The organism is Streptomyces mobaraensis NBRC 13819 = DSM 40847 (assembly GCF_017916255.1).
GTDB lineage: Bacteria > Actinomycetota > Actinomycetes > Streptomycetales > Streptomycetaceae > Streptomyces > Streptomyces mobaraensis.
Window position 1 is genome coordinate 6,240,029 of record NZ_CP072827.1, and the last position, 22,302, is coordinate 6,262,330.

The window sequence follows — 22,302 nt, forward strand, 5'->3', positions numbered from 1 at the left end:
TGGGAAGCCACACACGGCCGACGCGACAGGCAGGCAGGCCACCCCGGTTGAAGCACCGGCCCGCGCGCGGGCGACTCCCGCCGGTTCAGCCCGCCATGTCCCCGCGCCGACACCGCACCGCCACCCCGCGCCACGGAAGCCGGCCCTCCACGGGCCGGAACCGCACCGTGGTGCCCGTACGTTCGCGGCGCCACCATGGGTGCCGGCCGCGTCAGAGCCGACGCGCGCCGCCGTCTACCGAGGAGCGCCCGTGGACTTCGACGTCGTCGTGGAGATCCCGCAAGGCAGCCGCAACAAGTACGAGATGGACCACCGGCTCGGGCGCATCCGGCTGGACCGGCTGCTGTTCACGTCCACCTGGTACCCCGCCGACTACGGCTATGTGGACGGCACCCTGGGTGCCGACGGGCAGCCGCTGGACGCTCTCGTCCTGGCCGGGGACCCCACCTTCCCCGGGGTGGTGATCCGCTGCCGGGCGATCGGCATGTTCCGGATGCGGGACGAACAGGGCGAGGACGACAAGGTGCTGTGCGTACCGGCCGCCGACCCCCGCCACGAGCACCTGCGCGACCTGCGGCACCTCCCCGAGTACGACCGGCTGGAGATCCAGCACTTCTTCGAGGTCTACAAGGAACTCGAACCGGGCAAGTCCGTCGAGAACGCCTGCTGGGCCGACCGCGCGGCGGCCGAGGCGGAGATCCTCGCCTCCCGCGCCCGCGCCGGGAACGCGTCGGAAGGGCCGACCCGGTAGGAGCCACGGATCGCACCGCCGGCCGCTCCGCACCACCGAATCACCGCACCACCGCACACCACCGCACCACCGAACGGCCGGCGGTCGAAGCCCCCTCCCCCACCATCCCCCACGCCAATCCGACCGGTCGGTATTCAGAGCTGACGCAGCAGCGCCTCGACGCCCCCGTCGACGTCGAGGCACCCGGCCTCGCCACCCACCGGCACCAGCGCGTACGAACGCGCCAGAAATCCGCGCAGTTCGGCGGTGTCGATCTGCACCATGGCCACGCCCTCCGGCGCGTGGAACTCCAGGACCGTCCGCTCCGGCCCGCACGGCCAGACCCGGACGTCGCCGCCGCCCGACGGGGACAGCAGTCCGCCGGCCAGCAGTTCGCGCGCGAACGCCCACTCGACCTCGGCGCCGTCGAGCGAGGCGGCCGCCGGGAAGGCGATGCGCACCGCGAAGGGGTCGGCGCGCCGGTACCGGAGCTGGGCGGGGACGGAACGGGTCTGCGGGGAGGACGCGATGAGTCGGGCCTGGACGGCCTGGTCGATGACGGTGGGCAACGCCTTCTCCCTTGCGGTTGGTTGGTCTTCCCGATGGTGGGGGCCGTGGCACTCCGCAGGGTGAGACGGCGGATCGCAGGACTCAGTGCTTGATTCGAGCGTGAGATGCGTCACGGCCCTTGAATGAACAGGGCATTTCATGCCTCTGCCTATGAATACCTACGAACTCAAGCACTTCCGCCAACAGTGAGGGTCCACGCGTAACAGGCTTACGTTGCCTGGTGCCTCTGCCGTCGCAGAGGTCACAGCGGTGGTCGCGCGGCAGCGCAGACGTACTGCCGCGCGGCAACCGTACTGCCGCGCGGGCGAATTGACCCTCGCGCGCCCCTGCGGCGCCCGGCTCAGGACGGGGGCCGCTCCTGCCGGTACTCCTCCAGCGCCGGCGCCGTCTTCGTGGGGACGAACTCGGTGATGCTGTACTCGCACACCCCCGCCACCGAGAACGGATCGCTCCGCGTGATCTCCTCCATCTTCGCCCGGTCCTCGCCGACCGCGAGGATGATGCCGCCGTCCCGCGGCACCTTGCGCCCGGAGGCGAGGAACACCCCCGACGCGTAGTGCGCGTCCAGCCAGGCGAGGTGTTCGGCGTGCGCGGCTTCCACGCGGTCGAGCGGGGCGATGTAGGTCAGCTCCAGTACGAACATGATCACAGGCTACGGCCCGGGCGGCCGTCCCGTACGGTGTCCTCGCCATGAACCACACGACTGATGACACGACCGGCGAACCGCCCCCCGGCTGGCCCACCACCGAGGCGGAGGCGCTCGCCGTCCAGGACGCGCTCCGGGACCGCGTGGTCCTCGACGAACCCGGCCCCGCGCCCGGCGCCGAACTGACCGCCGTGGGCGTCGACGTCGCCTACGACGACGAGCACGACCTCGTCGCCGCCGCGGCCGTCGCCCTCGACACCCGCACCCTGCGCGTCGTGGCGGAGGCCACGGCCGTCGGCCGGGTGGCGTTCCCCTACGTCCCCGGGCTGCTCGCCTTCCGCGAGATACCGACGGTCCTGGCGGCGCTCGACCGGCTGCCCGCCAGCCCCGACCTCGTCGTCTGCGACGGCTACGGCCTGGCCCACCCCCGCCGCTTCGGCCTCGCCGCGCACCTGGGCGTGCTGACGGGACTGCCGACGATCGGGGTCGCGAAGAACCCGTTCACCTTCCGCCACGCGCCGCCCGGACCGGCCCGCGGCGACACGGCGCCCCTGCTGGACGGGGACGAGGAGGTCGGCCGCGCGCTGCGCACCCGGGAGGGCGTCAAACCGGTGTACGTCTCCGTCGGCCACCGCGTGAACCTGGACCGCGCCTGCGCCCACACCCTCGGCCTGGCCCGCGCCTACCGCCTCCCGGAGACGACCCGCGCGGCGGACGCGCTGTGCCGGCGGGCGCTGGCGGAGGCGCGCTGAGGGGAAAGCGGAAGAGGGGCTTTCCGCTTGTCAGTGGCGGCTGGGAGCCTGAATCCGTGCTGACCGACGGACTGCCGGCGGGCGAATCCGAGACCTGTGGGAGCCGGCCGCGTGGACGCCTCCCGCCGCTGGGTAGGCAGGCCCCGGCAGGCCGTCCCGCCGACCAGGAGGACCCCATGCGACCGACCGTGCGACCGACAGGATTCATCCCGCCCCTCTGCACCCCCCTCACCCCCGACGGCGCCGTCGACACCCGCTCGCTGCACCGGCTCGTCGAGCACGTGCTGGACGGCGGGGCTTCGGCGCTGTTCGCGCTCGGCACGTGCGGCGAGGCCGTCTTCCTCACCGACGAGCAGCGCCGTACCGTCGTGCGGACCGCCGTCGAGGCGGCCGGCGGACGCGTCCCCGTCCTCGCCGGCGTCATCGACACGACCACCCCGCGCGTGCTGGAGCGCGCGCGGGAGGCGGCCGGCCTGGGCGCCGACGTCCTCGTGGCCACCGCGCCGTTCTACACGGACACCCACCCCGCCGAGACCGCCGACCACTTCCGCCGCGTCCGCGCCGAGACGGGCCTGCCCCTGCTCGCCTACGACATCCCCTCCCGCGTCCACACCAAGCTGCCGCCCGCCGTCCTCCTGGGACTCGCCGAGGACCGCACCCTCGTCGGTCTCAAGGACAGCAGCGGCGACCTCGACACCCTGCGCCACCTCCTGGTGGCCCTCCGCCGCCGCGGCCTGGACCGCCGCTTCTCCGTCCTCACCGGCTCCGAACTCACCGCCGACGCCGCCCTCCTGATCGGCGCCGACGGCGTCGTCGCCGGCCTCGGCAACGTCGATCCGGCCGCCTACACCCGCCTCCACACCCACGCCACCGCCGGCCGCTGGCCCGAAGCGGTCACCGAACAGAACCGCCTCACCACCCTCCAGACCCTGACCCGCGCGGCCGACCCGGCAACCATGAGCGGCACGGCGGCGGCCGTGGGAGCCTACAAGGCGGCGCTGGAACTCCTGGGAGTGATCGACTGCCGAGCCACGGCCACACCGCTGCGGCCGCTGCCGCAGGAGAGCGTGGAAGAGGTGCGTCGGCGCCTGGAGGAGGGCGGGCTGCTCCCAGGGTGACTGTGAGGACGAGTCTCTCGCTTCCCCCCTCCAGGGCATGCGAAAGAGGTGTTTGCGCAGGTGGCGGGCGGTGCCCGTGGTGCGGAGGCTTCCCCCTGGGAGGACCCGCGCCAGAATGGGGCCATGCCCGCCCTGGAGACCAACCCGAAGACCAGTGCCCGGATGAGCAAGCAGCGCAGTCGTGACACGGACATCGAGATCGCTCTCCGCAAGATCCTGCACGCCGCCGGTTTCCGGTACCGGGTCCACCGCAGGCCACTCAAGGGCGTGCGCCGTGAGGCCGACATCGTCTTCGGCCCGGCACGCGTCGCGGTCTTCGTCGACGGCTGCTACTGGCACGGCTGCCCCGAGCATGCGACGTGGCCGAAGACGAACGCCGGGTTCTGGCGGGAGAAGATCGAGAAGAACCGCACACGGGACCGCGACACCGACGCCCGGCTCGCCGAGGCGGGGTGGGCGTCGATCCGGATCTGGGAGCACGACAGCGCGGCGGAGGCGGCGGAGCGGATCGCCGCTCTGGTGCGAGAACGGCGGACCGGGTAGATGCCGGCAGGCCGCGACGGTGCTGGAGCCGTCAATTCCGCTGGCCACCACAGGCTAAACTTCCGCCACATGGCCAGCTCGGACACAGACTCGGGATTCCTCAAGGATCCGCATATTTTGGACCTCTTCGCGGGTCCGGGCGGTCTCGATGTGGCCGCGCACATGCTCGGCGTGCCCTCACTCGGAATCGAGTGGGACAAGAACGCCTGTGAGACGCGTTACGCGGCCGGCCTCCCGACGTTGCACGCGGACGTCAGCGCCGTGCGGCAGCACAGATTCGAAGAGCTGCCCAAGGCGCTGAACGTGCTGGCCGGCGGGCCGCCGTGCCAGACGTACTCGGTGGCGGGCAGCGGAGCCGGGCGCAAGGCCTTGGACAAGGTCGAGGGGCTCATTCACGATCTGGTGGCCGGTGCCGACGATCAGGAGATCGACAAGCGACTGGCGACGCTGGAGGGGAGCAGCCCGGAGGAGCAGCGCCGAGAGGGGTGGAAACCCGATCGGAGGACCGCCCTCGTCCTGGAACCCCTCCGCTATGCGATCAAGGCTCTCCACAGTCCCAACCGCGACCGGCGGCCGTTCGACGTGATCGTTTTGGAACAGGTGCCGCAGGTCAAGGCGCTCTGGGAGGTCTACCGAGAGGTATTGGAGAGCGGACTGCCCGGTGCGGACGGGCGCAAGGTGAAGTACAAGGTCGCCAAGGTGGAGACGCTGCGCACCGAGGCGTACGGAGTCCCCCAGACTCGCCGCCGTGCGATTCTCATCGCTCGACTCGAGCAGCATGGCGCCCCTTCCCTCCCCGGTGCCACTCACCACACCTTCAACCCTCACAAGCCGAAACAGGGTGGCCCCGAGGACGAGAAGGCGGTGGCGCAAGCGGCCGCCGTCCAGACCGCTCTGCCGATCGGGACGTCCCGGAAGCCGCCGGTGCCCTTGCCGTGGGTCCACATGTGGGAGGTACTGGGGAAGACGGAGCGGTTGCCGGGCGGCAGGAAATCCTCCTTCAAGATCGTGTCGAACTACGGAAGCGGCGGTGATCCGAAGAACCGAGGAGTCCGAACGGATCGCCAACCGTCCTTCACCGTCACGGGGAAGGTCTCCCGGAACGCCGTGCTGAACCCGGACGGCACGCCGCAGAAACCGGATCGTCTGACCATCCGAGAGGCCGGCATCCTCCAGACGTTTCCACCCAACTACCCCTGGTCCGGTGGCGATCGGTCGCAGCAGGTGGGCAATGCCGTACCACCGTTGTTCGGTATGCACGTGCTGACTGCGGCGCTCGGCCTGCCTCCCTTGACGGAGGAGGCGGAGAAGAAACTGCGGAAAAACTGGCGCGAGTACAGCTACGACGAAGTCACCACCTTCCGCAAGGAGGGCTGTGGTGAACCGGACGGCTGCGGACCCGGCTGCCCGAAACCCGAGGATCAGGCTGTCCCCTCCAAATCCTCCCGCCCCCGCACCGGCGCGTCCGCGAAGAGGTCCGAGAAGTAGTCCACCAGCGCGCTCACGGACAGCTCGGGCGCCGGCTCCTCCTCGGGACCGGTCGGGAGTTCCTGCCGTGAGACCTGGCGCGCGTACTCGGCTTCGGCGATCCAGTCGAGGAGGGGACGGGACTCGCGTTCGACGTCGGGGGCGATCACGTCGTACATCAGTGTTGCCGCCGACGCGTTGACGGCTCCCATGAGGGCGTTGACCTCGCGGCCGGTGGTGATCACGCTCTTCGCGACCAACCGGACGATCGCCTGAGCGGTGGGTCGGTGGTTGATCACCGACATGCGCAGGGCGGTGTTCATGATGTCCTGGTTGGCGCAGGCCGTGACGACGGGGGAGTAGTCTGAGCCGTCGCGGAAGAGCTCGGCCGCCCACCAGAGGCGGGCGAAGGACTGCTTGTGGTACTGCCCGCGGAACCGGTCGGCCGCCACCTTGGTATCCGACAGGTGCCGCCAGATCACGTAATCGGGAGCCACGCCGAGCGACAGGTAGTTCCAGAAACCGGGATCAGCCGCCTCGCGTCGGGTGAGTCGGAGCGCGGCGTGCAGTCGTGGTGCGAGCCAGGCGTCGGCCTGGGTGGCCTTGAGCCCGCCGGCCCGACAGTAGGCCATGGCGTCCTCGGCCAGGTCGCGGACGGGTAGCAGTTCGCCACGCCGGTCGGTGTGCGGCAGCGGTTCGGTGACCCGATTGAGCTTGAGGCTCTGCACGTCCTCGCGACCGGTCAGCAGCCCTTCGGTGAGGAATTCCGCCGCCTCGGCGTTGGGAAGGAGCGCGAGGCGCTCCGGGAGGTGGCTGGGCCGGTCGGTCATGCGTCGTCCCCCTGGGTAAGGCGTTCCAGATCGCGGATGGTGGTGGAGAGCGTCCGGGGGACGCCCGCGCGTTTCGAGGCGGCGAAATGGATCCGGGGTTGGAGCTCGCCCCAGCCGGCGGCGGATGATCCCATGCGGGCCGCATGGACCTCGCGGAGGGCGTCCTCGGGATCGCGATCGGGATATACATCGGGAAGCATCGCCCGAAGCACTTCGCCCTGCCATCCGTGCGGGAACAGCGGAGTGCCGTCCTCCTCGATTTCCAAGTCGCCGACCGCCGAATGGAAGACGGCGGTCCAGACATCGGAGCACATCTGGGTGAGAAGAAGTTCCCGTACGGTCTTCTCCGCGCCGTTGCCGCCGTCACCGCCCATCAGCCCCTCGAGCCCGTCGAAGTCGGTGTTGACACGTACGGCGGGGAGCCTCCCGGTGGTGTCGACCACCCATGGGGAGTCCTTGAAGCGCCGCAGCCGACTCGCGCCGGAATCGAAGCCCAGTAGTTTGACGTCGAGTTCGCGAGCGAGGGAGGGCGCGGTCTCGATGACGTCGACGAACCATTCCACGTCGGAGGTGGAGATCACTCGGCCGCGCACGCCGTCCACCGTGGCGACGACATGGACTGCCAGGGTGGCGCGGTCGAGGAGGTCGCACCGGTGGAGGTAGAGCTCGCCCGTCAGTTCGCGGCCGTCGGCGGCGACCGGGGACAGCTCCACGGCCGTCCGCGTGTTGGTGGCGCGCTCCGTGAGCACCGCGACGACCCTGACGTCCTGCCAGGTGTCGCCGGAATTCACCGCCTTGGCCGGCAACTCGGCCCGAAGGCGGAGCCGTGCCTGGACCCAGTCGGGACGGTCGTCGTTCGGCCCGAGGGCCACGACGCGCTCGATGGTGGAGAGGTATTTGCTCTCCACGTCTTCCCAGGGCTCGCCCTCGGCCTTGAGCTGCGCGCTGACGACACGCCAGGAGACGTTGCCGGTGAGTCGCCGGTAGGGGTAGACCTTCACGCCTGCTCTCCCTTCCCGCTGCGGAGTTCGACGACAAGCCCGGTGAGCTGGGCTCGGACGGGGTGGCGGGACACGTCGGTGACACCACGGAAGACGGCTTTGCGGCTGCCGGGGCTCAACCGCAGCGCCCCGTCGACGACCTCGCATCCGCTGACGGCGACGAGTTCCTTCCAGTGGGCGACGGGACGGGGGCCCGAGCGCACGTCGAACTTGGCGACCGGCGTGACAGGACGGTCCGTGTCGACACTCGGCGAGACGCGCAGGTCGACGGTGACCGACCAGGCCCCCGTCTCGTCGATCAACGCGTCCACGTTGTCCAGCTCGGGCAGCGCGGTGCCGGAGGGGCGCGGCTTCTTCGTGACGCCGCCCACCTTCAGCCGGCCGGCGATCTTCGCCTCCCCGCCGTTGCGGCGCTTGGCCCGGGGTACGGCGACGAGATCGCGTACCGCCTGGTTGGCGAGGGTGGTCAGAGTGGCGATGCGGCGGTGGGCGGATGGCGAGTAGGTGAGGCGGAGTTCCTCGGTCTGGCCCCACTTGTTGTGCTCCGGTGGCTCGGAGGCACGGAGGAACTCCTCGGCGGCGTCGGCGCCGGGGGCGTCCGGGCCTGCCGCGCGGCCGACGAGGAGGACGGCCTGGAACGGATTGGTGCCGATCGGGACGTTGGGGACGCCGTTGTTCTTGACGGTCATGCGATTGCCCCGCATGCAGACCAGTCGGTTGGGGCGACCCTCGACATCGTCCTCGGCGTTGGTGACCAGGACCACGGCCTCGTGAGACACGCCGCCGCGCACCTCGCCGCCCCGCAAGGGCACGCTCAGCCGCACGGTCGCGCGCGCGACCTGGCCCGGGGCGGTGAGGCGGTCGACCGTGTCGCCCTCGAGGAAGGCGCGTAGAGCACGGGTGCGGGACGGCTGGGTCTCGGCCGGATCCACGATCTCCTCGGGGATGAGGATCTCGCCGTTGCGGTACGTGCGAACGGACGCCTTCAAGTGCGCCTCGTGGCCGCCGCCCTCGGTCATCGCGGCCCAGAAGTTGCGGCCGAGCGCGTCCTTGAGCCTGGCGTGCATCCGCTGGACGGAGTCGTCGTCATCGACGCTGTCCTCGTCGCCGGTGACCGGTGCCAGGCTGGCGACGTCATGGGCGCCGACGATGAGGAAGGACGTGCCGGGCTCACCGCTCTCGCGGGTGAGGTGGAGCCGTTCGACGGTCTCCTCGTCCGCCCACCAGGAACGGGCCACGTCACTGGACTTCGCGTTCGGGTCGGGGCGGCCGAACCAGGCCGGGCCCGCGAATGCCCTGCCGTCGACCTCGCGCCAGGGGAGATCGAGGCGGCCGATCAGACGGCGTTCGGTGCGCCCTTCGTGGGGCTCGGAGAGGGTGGAGTTGATCAGCACGAGCCCGAGGCGGCTGGTGGCCCAGAGCGTGGCCTTCCCGAGGCCGTAGGATCCGCCCGCGCCGGAGTCCTTCTTCTGGCTGTCGAGCTGTCGGCGTACGACCGCGGCGAAGAGCCCGTCGCCGTAGTCGTCGCCGGTGAGGCCCGTGGCGTTGTAATCGTCGACGCGGAGCAGTACCAGGCGATCGCGCTGGTACATGTCTCGCAGTCCGGCCGCGATCGTGCGCGAGACCTTGTCCTGTCGGCCGCCGTCGGCGGTGAACGCCTCGTAGTGCGGGAGCAGCCGTTCCCAGTCGACGGCCTCGCGGAAGCGGGAGAGGGCCTCACCGGTGAGTTCGTGCAGGGTGTATCGGACCCGGACGGGTCGGGTGGGGTCGAGACGCGCGTCCAGGCTGTTCTGGGTGGCCTCGCGGGCGAGGACCGAGACGTCGGCCTCGAAGGCGAACGCGGCGGCGTTGCCGTACTCGCGGCCGCCGTCGTCGTGAGCCGGCCGGTGGTACCACGAGACGGGCAGTCCCAGTTGGGCGTCGGCGCTGCGCGTGTGGATGGTCTCCAGGTCGGTGTTGAGCAGATCCGCGATGCGCCGGATCGTCTCGTCCCGGGGGACGGAACGGCCGACGATCCAGGCCGAGACGGCGGCCCGGGTCATGCCGAGATCCACGGCCAGGTCCGTCTGGCTCTTCCCGGCGTTCCTGAGCTGGCGTGCCAGCCAGGGGCCGAAGTCCTCAGCCGCCTCCACGTCCCACCCGCTTCCGATCGATGCACCCGAGTGAGAGCCACCGTACCCCACCGCTGTTGACGGGGTGACCGCCACGTCAAATGAACTTTGACAGGGGCCGGCTCGGCCCGGGGAAGTCTTGTGGGCGACAAAATTCGGAGTCTGGAATTCCGCCCTATTCGTAGAGAAATGCGTAAGAAGTTCCCTGGGCGGCCGTACCGAATCGACCGAGGGCGCCCCTTGCGTTGCCCTGGGATTCCGTGATGAGATCTCACCTCAGCCGCCCCACCGGCAAGTTGGGTCAACTGCCTGCTCCCAGGGCACCGTTGTGCCTTTTTCGGTCGGATCGCCCCCACGCGACCCGGTCTCTTCCGCACCGCCTCGCACCACTTCCTCGTGAACTCCCACGAAAGCGAAAGCGCAGGTACCCCAGTGCCCTTGAAAAAGACCCCGCTTGACGAGATGCGCACCATCGTTCGCCAGTACGACGCGCTGGCCGACGATCCTGAGGCTCAGGCGGCGTACCTCGGCCTCATGGGTGGGCTCGACCACGGCATGGTCGCCTCCTATCGCGACGTCCTCCTCGGCGAAGTCTCCGCGACGAACCGTCGCCGCCCGCAGCGGAACCCGACGGGCCGTCAGCGCGTCGCCACGGTCACGATCACTCTGCACGTCGTCCGCTGACGGCACGGCCCGTCAGCTGCCCCCGCCCGCCCCTCGCCCGAAAGTGGAACCCTTCGTGGCCGATCAGCAGTCCCCCGTGATCCGCACCGTCGTCGAGCAGTCCCGTCGCGTTCTGGAGACCTATCGCGTCGACCCCGGCCTGATCCCCGAACACGCCAACGGTGAACGCCGTATCACCCAGGGCGGGTACGGCGACCGTCAACTCTTCGAGTTGGTCCAGAATGCCGCCGACGAGATCCGCGACGAGCCCGGCGGGCGGATCCACGTGGTGCTCACCGACACCCACCTGTACTGCGCCAACCAGGGAAACCCGGTGACCCCCGAAGGCGCGGAGACCATCCTGCGCATGAGCATGTCGCGGAAGCGCGGCGGGCAGATCGGGCGGTTCGGCGTAGGTGTGAAGTCCGTCCTCGTGGTGACGGACACCCCCGAGTTCTTCAGCAGCACCGGCAGCTTCGGCTTCGACCGAGCCTGGTCGTACGACCTCATCCGGAACGTACCCGGTGTGCGGGAGCGGCACGGCGAGGACTTCGAGGCACCCGTGCTGCGCATGGCCCGCGAGCTGGACTCGGATGCCGAACGCCTCGCGGACCCGGTGCTGGACGAGCTGCTGGGATGGGCGACCACCGTGGTCCGCCTGCCCCTGCTGCGCGGCGCTGCCGACCGGCTGGGCAAGGACATGCACGGACACCAGGGTGTGGCGGGCCACGAGGCGCGTGACGAATTCCCGTCCGGCTTCCATCTGTTCTCCTCGCACGTGGGTCAGGTGGTCCTGGAGGACCGCCGGCCCCGCCCGATCGCCCGCCGGGTGCTCCGCGCCGAGCGCGACGGCACCCTGTGTACGATTCACGAAGAGCGGGTCGGCAAGCCGCCGGTCGCCTCGCAGTGGCGGGTCTTCACCCACAGCCACGAGCCGACCGAGGCCGCTCGTCGCGACGCGGGCGAGCTCCACGGACGTCTGACCGTCGACCTCGCCTGGGCCGTTCCCGCTTACAAGCGCGAGGAGAGCGGTCTGCTCAGCCCCGCCGGCCCGCGTCGGCGCGGACAGTTCTGGGCGTACTTCCCCAGCAAGTACGAGATGTCACTGACCGGCATCCTGAATGGCGCCTGGAAGACCAACGAGGACCGACAGAACCTGCTCGATGCCTCTCCCTTCAACGCGGAGATGATCCAGGTCGCGGCACGGCTGGTGGTGGACTCCCTGCCCGGGCTGGCGCCCCCGGAGGACCCCGCCGCGTACCTGCCGCTGCTGCCCGGCCGTTCCAGGGAGGCCATCAGCTGGGCCGACAGGCACCTGTTGGAGCAGATCTGGGAGACGGCGGCACAGCGTCCGTCGCTGCCCGACCAGGACGGCGTGCTGAGGAATCCCCGTGAACTGCGCGTCCACCCCGACCTGTCGAAGGACTTGGCCGCGACCAACCGCTGGTTGAAGCAGTGGCACGCGTACCCCGGCCGGCCCAAGGACTGGCTGCACCCGTCCGTGGAGGCCACGACCCTGCGTTCCGGCAAGGTCGAACACATCCTGGACCGGACCAAGCAGCAGAAGGCCGATGTCCGCGAGTGGCTGGAGGCGTTGGTCTCCGACGGCACCGCCAAGGCTTCCGAGACCGCGATCCGGATCGTCGCCGACATGATCGAGTCGGGAGCCGCCTGTGCCGCGGAGGCACGCAAGGCCAAGATCGTGCTCACCGAGGAACACGGCATGGTCGCACCCGTGCCGGGACGCGTCTTCCGACGTGCCGACGACGACGGCCTGCGGGAGTCGCTGGTCTACGTCGATCGGGCGCTGTCCGACGATCCGTCGTTGTCCGGCCCCCTGACCACGCTCGGGATTCGGGAGGCCGACGTCCGGGGCCGATTCGTGAGCGTGCTCGACGAGGGCTTCGACTCCTACGGCCCGCGTGAGTGGACGCGGTTCTGGGACCTGTTCCACCAGGCGGGGGCATCGGTGGTGGGCCACGAGCTGGTCAAGCGCGTGGCCGCTCCGCTGGGCACGCTCATGGTGCGGACGGCAGACGGGCAGTTCCGCGTCCTGCGTGACTGCATGCTGCCCGGCGCCGTGGTCACCGCGCACGGCGACCCCGGCATCGCGGTGGACATGGAGTTCCACTCCGACGACACCGGCTTCTTCCGTGAGGTGGGCCTGCGCGACCGCCCGAGCGTCGGCCATCGGCCGGAGGACGAGCCCTGGTTCGAGGAATACCGGGAAGCCATGCACACGGCGTACTGCCGCAAGCTCGACGACCGCGCGAGCCGGCCGACCCTGGCCCGGACGAAGATCGAGGGCGCGGCCGTCGGTGGCCCTCTCCACCTCCTTCCCCGGCTCTCCGAGGAAGCGCGCGCCGCGTTCCTGCGGTTGCTCCCCGAGGAAGGGCTGATCGAGAACTGGACGCTCCAGATCGGGGCCCAGGTCTCCACCCGCCGGACCGCGCCGTCCCCGATCCGCTGGATGCTCGCCCGGCACGGCCGGGTGGAGACGTCGCAGGGCGTCAAGCCGCTCAAGGAAGCCGTGGGCCCGCAGCTGTCGGAATACGGCGACGTGCTCCCGGTGGCTTCGATCAGCGTCGAGAAGGCCCGCAAGCTGAAGCTCGCGGACAGCGTGGAGAAGGTCCGCCCCCAGCAGTGGGAGCAGCTTCTGGAGAAGCTCCAGGAGAGCGAGGACGACGCCTTCGTCGGTTCCACCTACGCCTTGCTGACCCGGCTGGGAATCGATTTTCCCGAGGACTCCCTGACCCGCTGCCGGATCGGTGACGCCTGGGAGACCCGGGAGGACGGGGAGATCGCCGTCGCCGCGAGCGCGGAAGAGTACCGATCGCTGCGGGCCGAGCGCGTGCCGGCGTTGTTGCTGCCGGATCGGGAGTCCGCCGACCTCATGGTCGAGACCTGGGGCATGCTGCGGCACAAGGACGTCGTCAGCCACGAGACCCGGCACGAGTCGACCGTGGACGCCGTCCCCCTGACCGAGGAGTTCCCGACCCTGCGGCAGCGGATGGGCTCGTCCGCAGGCACCTACACGCTGCTGCGGTGCTCCTCGTTGGAAGAGGTGGTCAAAACCCCGCACGGCGTGCGGGCGAAGACCCTGGAGAGCGCGCGTCAGGGCAACGTGATCAAGGTTCTGGACACGCTGGACCGGCTTGCCACTCTGCGGGCCGTGGACCGTGAGCTGGGCCTGCGGATGGGCGAAGCCGGTTGTCGCGCGGTGCTGGAGGCCCAGACCCGCCAGGAGCAGGACGAGAAGATCCGGTCCGCACTGAAGGCGATCCGTGAGGCCGAGGACGTGACGGCCAAGCTGGAGTTGCTGATCGGTGCGGACGCCCTCCGCGAACGGTTGCCCGCCGGCCTGATGGACGCCGAGCGGCAGGAGCTGGGTGGGCAGGAGCCCTCCGGGCGTCGGATCGCCCAGATGGCGTTCAACGCACACGGCGACACCATCCTCAAGACCCACAGCCGAGACATCCAGGAGCGTTTCCCGAACGCTCCGTCGTCCTACACCGGCGGTTCCGCGGCGGTCTCCTTCGTCGCCGACCTCGGGTTGCCCGCGCCCTTCGCAGGCTACCGGGCCCCGACCCTCGACCAAAGCCTGACGGTGGAAGGCCCGCGGGACTTCCCGCGTCTCCACGACTACCAGGAGCGGCTCGCTCTCAACATCTTCGAGATGCTGGACCGGTTGACCCCGCAGCGGGCCATGTTGTCGCTGCCTACCGGCGCGGGCAAGACGCGCGTCACCGCCGAGGCCGTCATCCGCTGGGTGAAGCAGGCCGGCGAGCTCAAGGGGCCGATCCTGTGGATAGCCCAGACCGAGGAGTTGTGCGAACAGGCCGTACAGAGCTGGAAGTTCGTCTGGGAGAAGGCCGGCGCGCAGACCCGGCTGACGATCAACCGGCTCTGGACCTCGAACGAGGCGGCCCGTGTGGTCGACGGGCCACAGCTCGTCGTAGCCACCGACGCCAAGCTCCAGGTGTGTCTCGACACCGACCGGTACGCCTGGCTGAGGGATGCCGCCCTGGTCGTGGTGGACGAGGCCCACGTCGCGACCAGCCCGAGCTACACCAGGATTCTCGGCCTGCTCGGCCTGACCCCGCGCCAGACCGAACGCCACCTGCTCGGTCTCACGGCCACCCCGTTCCGCGGCCACAACGAGGAGGAGACCCGCCGCCTCGTCAACCGGTTCGGCGCCCGCCGGCTCGACGAGGGTGTCTTCCCCGCCGACGACGCCTATGGCTACCTCCAAAAGGAAGGCGTGTTGGCGCAGGTCGAACATCGGGAGCTGACCGGCGGCACCATCGAGCTGTCCCGCCAGGAGCGGGAGAGCGCCGAGCAGCTCAGCCTGCTGTCCAAGGCCGCCGAGCAGCGGCTCGCCGACGATCACGACCGGAGCCTTCGCATCGTCGAGGAGATCGCGGCCATGCCGGAGGACTGGCCGGTGCTGGTGTTCGCCACCTCGGTGGAACACGCCAAGTACCTGGCGGCGAAACTGAAGGACCGCGGGATCTCGGCGTCGTCGGTGGACGCCACCACCTCCGACAACGACCGCCGGGCCCGCATCCGGGAGTTCCGTGACGGCAGGGTCCGGGTGCTCACCAACTACGGCGTGCTGACCCAGGGGTTCGACGCCCCCGCCACCCGCGCCGTGGTGGTCGCCCGACCCGTCTACAGTCCGAACGTGTACCAGCAGATGATCGGACGCGGTCTCCGCGGCCCCCGCAACGGCGGCAAGGACACCTGCCTGATCCTCAACGTCCGGGACACCATCCGGAACTTCGAGACGGCCCTCGCCTTCACGCGGTTCGAGCACCTGTGGAGCAAGAAGTGACCCTTTCCGTCGTCGAAGCTCCCGCTCTCACCCCCGAGCAACAGGCGGTCGTGGACCAGCCCTGGGATACCCGCCTGCTGGTCACCGCGGGAGCGGGGTCGGGCAAGACCCACACGCTCGTACGCCGCCTGGACGCGCTCGTCGGTCACGTCGACCCCGACGAGGCCCTGGAAGCCTCCGAGCTGTTGGTCCTCAGCTTTTCCCGGGCCGCCGTCCGCGAGCTGCGAGACCGCATCGCCCGGCACGGCGAGCACGCGAGGAGGGTTCGCGTGCAGACCTTCGACTCCTGGGCGTACTCCCTGCTGGTACAGGCGTACCCGGACGGGGAGTGGGCGGCGCTCTCCTTCGACGAGCGCATCCGGGCGGCCACCGCGGCGATCGAGAAGGGCGCGCTGGACACGATGGAGTCGGGCCCGCCCGCCCATGTGATCGTCGACGAGGTGCAGGACCTCGTGGGCGTCCGCCGGGAGATGGTCGAGTCGCTGCTCGACCGGCTCCAGGACTCCTGTGGGTTCACCCTCGTCGGTGACTCGGCCCAGGCGATCTACGACTTCCAGATCGAGGACCCGGAGGAGTACGCCGACCGCGCCGACCTCTTCCTCCGTTGGGTGCGTGCCTCGTACGCCGACGATCTGGTGGAACTGAACCTGACCCGTAACTTCCGGGCCGCCACGCCCGAAGCGCGTACCGCTCTCCCGCTCGGCCCGGCCGTGCAGGGCATCGGCAGCGCCCCCGAAGGCGCGGACGCGGCAGCCGAACGGCTCCACGGAGACCTGCGCGAGCTGCTGCTCGACCTGCCCGACCTGGGTCCGCTCGACGACGCGTTCACCCTGGACACCCTGCGGTCCTTCCCCGGCACCTGCGCCGTCCTGACCCGCGACAACCGCCAGGCCCTGCTCGTATCGGAACGGTTGCATTTGCACGGCGTGCCGCACGCTCTACGGCGCTCGCTCCGGGACCGACCGGTGCCGTACTGGGTCGCCGAACTGCTGCGTCGCACCCGGGCCGCCACCCTCACCGAGGAACGGCTGCGGGAACTGCTGGACGGGATGCCGCTGCCGGAGGGCACCGATCCGGACCGGGTGTGGCGGGCTCTGCGGGCGGCGGCACGCGGCACCGGCAGGGGCACGCTCGACGTGGCACGAGTGCGCGGACTGGTGGCGGAGCGTCGCTTCCCCGACGAACTGGCCGACCCGGAACCGGCCCGACTGATCGTGTCCACGGTGCACAGCGCCAAGGGCTTGGAGTTCGACCGGGTGGTACTGCTCACTCCGCCGACCGTCGCGGAACTGCGTCGTCGCCGTGCCGACCGACTCGACGTGCCCGCCGAGGCCCGCGCCCTCTACGTGGCGATGACCAGGGCTCGGGAGGACCTCTATCGCCTCGCCCCGCCGGACACGGTGATGTTGCGGAGACACATGCCGACCGGCCGCTGGTACAGGGGAGCGCCGCGGCAGGGATGGCGTCGCCACGGCATCGAGGTACGGGCCGGTGACGTGAGTGCCCTGGAGCCGGCCGACGCCCGGGAGAACGCCCTCGCAGCGCAGGCGTATCTGTTGGAGCGCGTACGGCCGGGAGACGCCGTGACGTTCCGGCTGCACGACTTCCTTCCCATGGGCCCCGTGCAGAGCCCCCGGTACGCGTTGCTGCACGAGGGACGTGAGATCGGCGAGGCTTCCGAGACTTTTAGAACCGACCTGTACTCCGTCCTGAAGGTCGGCCCCGACTGGGACGTCCGGTGGCCGGAGGAGATCGTCGGACTGCGGATCGACTGCCTGGAGTCGGTCTCGGGCAGCACGGCCGCCGGGGCCAACGCCGGCCTGGGCGGTCACGGAGTGTGGATCGCCCCGCGCGTCGGCGGAATCGGACGGTTCCGGCGTTCGGCCGGAACCGAGGAGGAGCAGGAATGACCATCCACGCAGGGCGGCACGCCGCACACTACGAGGTCCGCGAGGATCTGGTGGCCCGGCTCCGCCGGGAGCTGCTGGGCCCGGACGTCGGAGCCTCCGCCGAGGAACGCGCCGAAGTGCTGGACCAGGACGCTCCGATCACCCGTTACCCCATGGGGGTCCTCTTCCCCCGCCCGGCGGACGCCGAGGCCGCCCGTCGGCTCGAGGAGGACGAACACGAGCAGAACGGCCCGGACGGAGAGCTCGTGCCCGGGAGGGAGAGCCTCGACGATTCGGGGGAGACCGTCGATCGTCCGGTCGCCGGCGTCCGACGCCCGTCCTCCGTCGGCCTGACCTTCGCCGTCGACCCCGCCGTCTGCCGGGAGATCGTGGTCTCCGCACGCGCGGCCGTGTACGAGCCGGAGGACGCCGAGGGCCGCAGGATCCCGGCTCGTCGCAGCGAGGCTCGCACCACCTCCGACCAGCGGGAGCGCTGGTGTCGGGTGGAGCTGGACCTGCCGGACGTCACGGTGGACGTCACGCGGCCGGGACGGGGCGCGTCGTGCGACCTGGTCGACGGCATGGTGCGGCTGGAGGTGCACGTACGTCGTCCGTCGGCGGAGACGGGGACGGTCACGGTCACGGTCGCCCTGGTCAACGTCCAGAGGGTGGGAGAGCGGGAACTCCAGGACGCTTTCGCCCTGTTCCAGCCCGGTCTTGTGATCCGCGCCGCCGACGGTTCGAGCGCTTTCGTCGAGCGCCCCGCGGCCCTGTCCGCCGCGGACCCCGAGCTGGAGACCGGCCGGTTGTTGCACCGGCACGCCCCGACCTTCGCCACCGGTCACGGCTGTGCGGCAGTGTGGGACTGGGAACCGGTCCCGGTCGGCCTCACCGATGTGCGGCACGCGGGTGTCACCGAGGTGCGCACCGAGTTCCTGCCCACGCACGAGGTGCTGCTCACCGACTCCAACCCGGAGATCGACGACCGCGCTCTGACCATGCTGGGCCTCGCCGAGGCGCCCGACGCCGAGGTGCTCGCCGCCCTGGAAGGGCTGGCCGCGGGCTACGAGCAGTGGATCGAGCGGAAGCGGGCCGAGGCCGCGGCCCTTGCCGGCACGGCGCACGAGGAGGCCGCGGCAGCCCAGGTCGCGGCCTGCGGAGAGGCGTTGGACCGGATCCGGCAAGGCATCGCGCTGCTGCGGGACAAGCCTGACCTGATGCGGGCGTTCCGCCTGGCCAACCAGGCGATGGCCGTGCAGCGCTCCCGCAGCGCCTGGATCAAGGCCGATCGGGTCGGTGAACCGGACCTCGCCTCGGCGCGCTGGCGACCGTTCCAGATCGCCTTCGTCCTGCTGTGCCTGGCCGGTGTGGACGACCCCGAGCACCCGGACCGGGGCGTGTCGGACCTGCTGTGGTTCCCCACCGGCGGCGGCAAGACCGAGGCGTATCTCGGCCTGATCGCGCTGACCACCTTCCTGCGACGGATGCGCCGCGGCGCGGCGGGCGGCGGTGTCACCGTCCTGATGCGCTACACGTTGCGTCTGCTCACCCTCCAGCAGTTCGAGCGCGCCGCGATCCTGATCTGCGCCATGGAGCGGATGCGTCGTGCGAACCCCGCCGATCTCGGCCAGGAGGAGATCTCCCTGGGCATGTGGGTGGGGCAGTCGGCCACTCCGAACACTCTGGAGGCGGCCGATCGACAGCTCGTCGCCGCTCGTTCCGGGAGGACGCTCCAGACGGAGAACCCGGTCCAGCTGCACGCCTGCCCGTGGTGCGGGACGGCCCTCGACGCCCACCATTACTCGGTCGATCGGGACGCCGTCCGGATGGACGTGCGCTGCCCCGGAACTGACTGCGCGTTCTCCGGCGGGCTGCCCGTGCACCTGATCGACGAGACGGTGTACCGGGCCCGGCCCACCCTGGTGATCGCCACCGTCGACAAATTCGCCTCGATGCCGTGGCGACCGCAGACCGCCGCGCTGTTCAACCGGGACCGCCAGGACACCACCCCGCCACCGGAGTTGATCGTGCAGGACGAGCTGCACCTGATCTCCGGTCCGCTGGGGACCCTCACCGGTCTGTACGAGACGGCCGTCGACGTGCTCGCCGATCGGCCCAAGGTGATCGCCTCGACCGCGACCATCCGTCGCGCCGGCGACCAGGGCAGGGCCTTGTTCTGTCGCGAGGTGCGCCAGTTCCCGCCCGCCGGCCTCGACGCCCGCGACTCCTGGTTCGCCGTGGAGACCCCGGCCGGAGAGAAGGCCTCCCGCCGATACGTGGGCCTGTTCGCTCCCGGCACCAGCCAGTCGACGTTGTTGATCCGCACTTACGCCACCCTGCTGCACCAGGCGATGCGAACCGACACCACCCCGCAGGTCCGCGACGCGTACTGGACGCTGGTCGGCTATTTCAACAGCCTGCGCCTGCTGTCCGCCGCCGAACTCCAGGTCCACGACGACGTCGTGGCCCACCTGGAGCACCTGGCCGAACGCGACGGTTGCGAGCCCCGCTCCGTAGGCAACAACTCCGAGCTGACCAGTCGGGTCGACGCCAGCGACATCCCGGCCCGCCTCAAGCAGATCGAGCGCCGGTTGCCCGGTGACGACGTGGTGGACGTGCTCCTGGCCACGAACATGATCGCCGTAGGCGTGGACGTGGACCGTCTGGGCTTGATGGCCGTCATGGGACAACCGCAGACCACCGCCGAGTACATCCAGGCCACCAGCCGGGTGGGCCGTGCCCACCCCGGCCTGGTGGCGGTGATGCTCAACGCGACGCGCCCGCGCGACCGTTCCCACTACGAGAACTTCCAGCACTTCCACTCCGCGCTCTACCGCGAGGTCGAGTCCACCTCGGTGACCCCCTTCTCGGCCCGTGCGCGTGACCGTGGGCTGCACGCGGTGATCGTCTCCTTGGCTCGCATCCTGATTCCCGCCGCCCGTGCCGACACGGCCGCCGGGGACATCGACCTCTTCGTGGACGAGCTGAGGGAGCGGATCCGCCCCATGATTCTCGAACGGGTGGCGAAGGTCTCCCCGGAAGCGACCGCCGCCAAGGAGGTCGAGAACGTGGGCGCGGCCTTCGACGAGTTCGTCGACTGGTGGTACGACGAGGCCGAGCGGCACGGGGGCCTCCACTACGAGCCGAAGCGCGGACGCCGCGTCCCCTCGCTGCTCAAGTCCTACAACGACGCCCTGGAGGACGTCGAGGCGTGGGGGACCCTCTGGTCCCTCCGCGATGTCGACGCCGAGTCCGCCCTGTTCATGGAGGCATCCCGATGACCCCGCCCCCTTCCCGCCGTCGGCGGGGCACCGACGGCTCGCCGGTACCGGCCCGCACCCTGCCCCGCCGCGGGGCGGTCCGGCGTGCCCAGGCCATCACCACGTACGGTGTGGGATCCCTGGTCGCCGTGGAGCAGGAATCGTTCATCGTCACCGGTATCGACGGCGCCGAGGCGCAGTGGTCCCGCGACGAGGCCCCGGTGATCCACGAGCCGCGCCTCGCCCGCGTGCTCGGGGTCCGGCGGTTCCGGCTCCCCCCGGCCTCCGGCGACGGCAGCCGCGACGGAATCCGGGTGCGTCGCTTCCCCCTGTGGCACCACTGTCCCGAGTGCCACGCGCTCGACCACGTGCGGCGATTCAACTCACCGCCCGGACGCAACGAGTGCGCGGAGTGCTCCGAGACGCTCGTGCCGTCGCGTTTCGTGATGGCCTGCGAGGACGGGCACATCGCCGACTTCCCGTATTGGAAGTGGCTCCACAGGGGCCGACGCGGTGACGGCGAGGCCGGTTTCTGCGGGGGCCGGATGAGCCTGCGCTCATCGGGCCGCACCTCGTCGCTCCGTTCGGTGGTGCTCTCCTGCTCCTGTGGAGTCCCGGACGTGTCCATGGAGGGCTCCTTCCGTCGCGGCGCACTCAAGGACCTGAAGATCCGCTGCGAGGGCAAGCGTCCCTGGCTGAGGGACGCCCCGGACGTCCCCTGCTCGCAGCCGCCCCGGACCCTGCAGCGTGGTTCCTCCTCGGTGTGGCAGCCCGTGCTCCGCTCGGCCCTGTCCATTCCGCCGTGGAGCGACACCCGCGTACAGGCCCTGGCCGGCCACTGGGACGAGCTCCGCGCCTGCTCCACTCCCGCCGAGATCGAAATCCACTTGAAGTACATCTTCGACGGCGCTCCTTCCCCGATGAGCGCCCGGCAGGTCATGGACATGCTCGCCGCGATGGAGGCCGAGGACCCCATCGGGGAGGACCACGGGTCCGACGTGGACCGGGAGCGACGCTACCGGGCTCTACGGGACGTGGAGTACGAGCGTCTGTGCGCGGGCAACCCGGAGGACTCCGGCCGCCACACCGAACAGTTCGTGTGCGAGCCTCCGACCGGTGACACGACGTCACTGTCCGGCCTGGGGCTGGTCGCTCCGATGCTGGTGAAGAAGCTCCGCGAGGTGCGCGCCCTCAAGGCCTTCACCCGGATCATCGACCCCGAGACCTCCTCCGAGGGCCATGAGGCGGAGCTTTCCCTCGCTCCCACCGACTGGCTGCCGGCCATGGAGGTCCACGGCGAGGGAGTCTTCCTCCGGCTGGACGAGGACAGGATCGACGCCTGGGCCGAACACCCGGGAGTCGCCGCCCGAGTGGAACACATGCGTCGTCGGCACCAGCGGGTCCTCACCGAACGGGCCTCCGATCCGGGGCGGGTCCCGCTCTCTCCCGCAACCCCGCGCATGGTCCTGCTGCACACCCTCGCGCACGTGATGATCAACGAATGGAGCCTGGACTCCGGATACCCGGCTGCCTCGCTCCGTGAGCGCGTCTACTCCGGTGACGAGATGGCGGGCGTGCTCGTCTACACGGCCACCAGCGACTCGGCCGGCAGCCTCGGCGGTCTCGTGGCGCAAGGGGAGGTCGACCGCCTTGTCCCGGCGGTGCGCTCGGCGATCCACCGTGCCGAGTGGTGCTCCGCGGACCCGCTCTGCGTCGAGACCGAGGCGTCGGGTGTCGGCGGCACCAACATGGCGGCCTGCCATGCCTGCGTGATGCTTCCGGAGACCAGTTGCGAGCACAACAACGGACTGCTCGACCGAGCCCTCCTCGTCGGCACCCCTGAGGACCCGTCGATCGGTTTCTTCTCTCGCCTGCTCGCTCCCTGAGC

At 70.4% G+C, this 22,302-nt stretch carries 15 protein-coding genes; 10 read left to right on the forward strand and 5 right to left on the reverse strand.

What is annotated here, in order from left to right:
- The first annotated feature begins 250 nt into the window (after positions 1-250).
- Positions 251-751: an inorganic diphosphatase gene (locus J7W19_RS26995; RefSeq protein WP_004945942.1), complete on the forward strand. Its 501-nt coding sequence runs from the start codon at positions 251-253 to the stop codon at positions 749-751.
- A gap of 134 nt (positions 752-885) precedes the next feature.
- Here J7W19_RS26995 and ssgD read toward each other — a convergent pair whose 3' ends face one another.
- Together ssgD and J7W19_RS27005 are read right to left on the reverse strand one after the other, a co-directional pair.
- Positions 886-1,299, reverse strand: coding sequence for a spore wall synthesis regulator SsgD (gene ssgD / locus J7W19_RS27000; RefSeq protein WP_004945939.1), 414 nt, complete (start codon positions 1,297-1,299; stop codon positions 886-888).
- Positions 1,300-1,640: 341 nt separating this feature from the next.
- A complete protein-coding gene (locus J7W19_RS27005) occupies positions 1,641-1,943 on the reverse strand; it encodes a YciI family protein (RefSeq protein WP_040890064.1) in 303 nt (100 codons plus the stop codon).
- 47 nt (positions 1,944-1,990) lie between these two features.
- Here J7W19_RS27005 and J7W19_RS27010 point away from each other — a divergent pair, with 47 nt between their 5' ends.
- From J7W19_RS27010 to J7W19_RS27025, 4 genes are all read left to right on the forward strand, one after another.
- A complete protein-coding gene (locus J7W19_RS27010; RefSeq protein WP_004945932.1) occupies positions 1,991-2,698 on the forward strand; it encodes an endonuclease V in 708 nt (235 codons plus the stop codon).
- A 176-nt stretch (positions 2,699-2,874) separates the two neighbouring features.
- Complete coding sequence (locus tag J7W19_RS27015; RefSeq protein WP_004945929.1) at positions 2,875-3,816, forward strand: dihydrodipicolinate synthase family protein; 942 nt, start codon at positions 2,875-2,877, stop codon at positions 3,814-3,816.
- A 123-nt stretch (positions 3,817-3,939) separates the two neighbouring features.
- Positions 3,940-4,359, forward strand: coding sequence for a very short patch repair endonuclease (locus J7W19_RS27020; RefSeq protein WP_004945926.1), 420 nt, complete (start codon positions 3,940-3,942; stop codon positions 4,357-4,359).
- 69 nt (positions 4,360-4,428) lie between these two features.
- Positions 4,429-5,847 (forward strand): DNA cytosine methyltransferase, encoded by a 1,419-nt coding sequence (locus J7W19_RS27025; RefSeq protein ID WP_040890061.1) that lies wholly within the window; start codon positions 4,429-4,431, stop codon positions 5,845-5,847.
- On the opposite strand, the gene J7W19_RS27030 is transcribed toward J7W19_RS27025, so the two are convergent.
- From J7W19_RS27030 to J7W19_RS27040, 3 genes are read right to left on the reverse strand one after another with little or no spacing between them, the layout of a single operon-like run.
- Positions 5,781-6,656 (reverse strand): DUF6339 family protein, encoded by an 876-nt coding sequence (locus J7W19_RS27030; RefSeq protein WP_004945920.1) that lies wholly within the window; start codon positions 6,654-6,656, stop codon positions 5,781-5,783. The genes J7W19_RS27025 and J7W19_RS27030 overlap by 67 nt on opposite strands.
- Entirely contained in the window at positions 6,653-7,657 is a 1,005-nt protein-coding gene (locus J7W19_RS27035; protein WP_004945917.1) for a hypothetical protein, read from the reverse strand. The genes J7W19_RS27030 and J7W19_RS27035 overlap by 4 nt, the downstream gene beginning before the upstream one ends.
- Positions 7,654-9,789, reverse strand: coding sequence for a helix-turn-helix domain-containing protein (locus J7W19_RS27040; RefSeq protein WP_004945912.1), 2,136 nt, complete (start codon positions 9,787-9,789; stop codon positions 7,654-7,656). Before J7W19_RS27040 ends, J7W19_RS27035 begins: the two co-directional genes overlap by 4 nt.
- Positions 9,790-10,206: 417 nt before the next feature.
- Here J7W19_RS27040 and J7W19_RS27045 point away from each other — a divergent pair, with 417 nt between their 5' ends.
- The 5 genes from J7W19_RS27045 to drmB are packed head-to-tail and all read left to right on the forward strand — an operon-like array spanning position 10,207 to position 22,300.
- Positions 10,207-10,452: a hypothetical protein gene (locus J7W19_RS27045; protein ID WP_152263506.1), complete on the forward strand. Its 246-nt coding sequence runs from the start codon at positions 10,207-10,209 to the stop codon at positions 10,450-10,452.
- Positions 10,453-10,507: 55 nt separating this feature from the next.
- Positions 10,508-15,265, forward strand: coding sequence for a DEAD/DEAH box helicase (locus J7W19_RS27050; RefSeq protein WP_004945905.1), 4,758 nt, complete (start codon positions 10,508-10,510; stop codon positions 15,263-15,265).
- Complete coding sequence (locus J7W19_RS27055; protein ID WP_004945902.1) at positions 15,262-17,175, forward strand: UvrD-helicase domain-containing protein; 1,914 nt, start codon at positions 15,262-15,264, stop codon at positions 17,173-17,175. Before J7W19_RS27050 ends, J7W19_RS27055 begins: the two co-directional genes overlap by 4 nt.
- On the forward strand, positions 17,172-20,435 hold the full coding sequence (locus J7W19_RS27060; protein ID WP_004945900.1) for a helicase-related protein: 3,264 nt from the start codon (positions 17,172-17,174) through the stop codon (positions 20,433-20,435). Before J7W19_RS27055 ends, J7W19_RS27060 begins: the two co-directional genes overlap by 4 nt.
- Positions 20,432-22,300 carry a DUF1998 domain-containing protein gene (drmB, locus tag J7W19_RS27065; protein ID WP_004945897.1) on the forward strand — a complete coding sequence of 623 codons (1,869 nt, stop codon included), beginning with the start codon at positions 20,432-20,434 and terminating at the stop codon, positions 22,298-22,300. The genes J7W19_RS27060 and drmB overlap by 4 nt, the downstream gene beginning before the upstream one ends.
- Positions 22,301-22,302 lie beyond the last annotated feature (2 nt).

Bases quoted from the DNA above. Each gene is read 5' to 3' on its own strand.
- J7W19_RS27015 (WP_004945929.1), top strand. From the start codon at position 2,875: ATGCGACCGACCGTGCGACCGACAGGATTCATCCCGCCCCTCTGCACC.
- J7W19_RS27005 (WP_040890064.1), bottom strand. From the start codon at position 1,943: ATGTTCGTACTGGAGCTGACCTACATCGCCCCGCTCGACCGCGTGGAA.
- J7W19_RS27025 (WP_040890061.1), top strand. From the start codon at position 4,429: ATGGCCAGCTCGGACACAGACTCGGGATTCCTCAAGGATCCGCATATT.
- J7W19_RS27020 (WP_004945926.1), top strand. From the start codon at position 3,940: ATGCCCGCCCTGGAGACCAACCCGAAGACCAGTGCCCGGATGAGCAAG.
- drmB (WP_004945897.1), top strand. From the start codon at position 20,432: ATGACCCCGCCCCCTTCCCGCCGTCGGCGGGGCACCGACGGCTCGCCG.
- J7W19_RS27060 (WP_004945900.1), top strand. From the start codon at position 17,172: ATGACCATCCACGCAGGGCGGCACGCCGCACACTACGAGGTCCGCGAG.
- J7W19_RS27010 (WP_004945932.1), top strand. From the start codon at position 1,991: ATGAACCACACGACTGATGACACGACCGGCGAACCGCCCCCCGGCTGG.
- J7W19_RS27030 (WP_004945920.1), bottom strand. From the start codon at position 6,656: ATGACCGACCGGCCCAGCCACCTCCCGGAGCGCCTCGCGCTCCTTCCC.